Origin of the sequence: Leptolyngbya sp. BC1307 (genome assembly GCF_002286735.1) — a bacterium.
Taxonomy (GTDB): domain Bacteria; phylum Cyanobacteriota; class Cyanobacteriia; order Phormidesmidales; family Phormidesmidaceae; genus Phormidesmis.
In genome coordinates this window covers 1-791 of sequence record NZ_NRTA01000181.1, presented here as the reverse complement: position 1 = coordinate 791, position 791 = coordinate 1, and the positions used below count along the sequence as shown (strand labels likewise).

At 54.0% G+C, this 791-nt stretch carries 1 pseudogene; it reads right to left on the bottom strand.

What is annotated here, in order from left to right:
- A pseudogene (locus CKL79_RS22680) lies at nucleotides 1-672 on the bottom strand (IS4/IS5 family transposase); the annotation flags it as partial.
- Nucleotides 673-791 lie beyond the last annotated feature (119 nt).

The following is a 791-nucleotide window of genomic DNA, read 5'->3' as shown; positions in this document are numbered from 1 at the left end:
TAACACTGTGCCGGTCGCATTACTGCCGCTTGCATTCAGCTCATTGAGCACCTGCCAGGGTAAGTTGCCATGCTGCCGAATCACGAAACACCCCCCACGGGCGTGGAGGCCAAACAGGAAACCCAGCGTACAGAAGTTGCGGTCGGCAATCCATAAGTCACCACTCATCACTGTGGACAGCACCCGCGTCAGCAGCGCTCGCTCTTGCGTATGGCCGTCCTCACAGGCAAACACATCAATGGCCAGCATCAAGGCCGGGTCTAAAATCACCAGGGCATGGCCTGGTAACGGCGCACTGCCAACCTCGCGCAGTACCGCCAAGCGGCGCTCAGTCGCCGCTAAGTGATTACCATCGAGAATTTTGACTCGATAGCCTGCCACTAAAGCGGGCAAGCAACCACCCAATCGCTCAATCAACGCTTTGGCTTTGCTCACTCCCTGCCGCACTAGCGCTTCGACAATCGCCGGTTCGAGCCCATTGAGTTTGTTATATACCGATTGAACCCTAACCCCGACGCCTTTTGCTTTCGACTGATAGGCTGCATTGATCGACGGGCTGATGCCACACACCACCAGACTCATCAGATTTACTACTGTAGAAAACAGCAGTTCGCGGTGATACTGACGGTGCGCTTGTTGCTCAAACAACTCATCGACTTCTGCAGAGGACATACTCTGCTCCAACACCACCCTCAACATCACCGTTAGCGGACTTTCGCTGACGAAACGTTCAAATACTTCTGCCAAAATCATCGTTGAATTGACCTGCTTTTGTGCGGCTACCTCTCCAT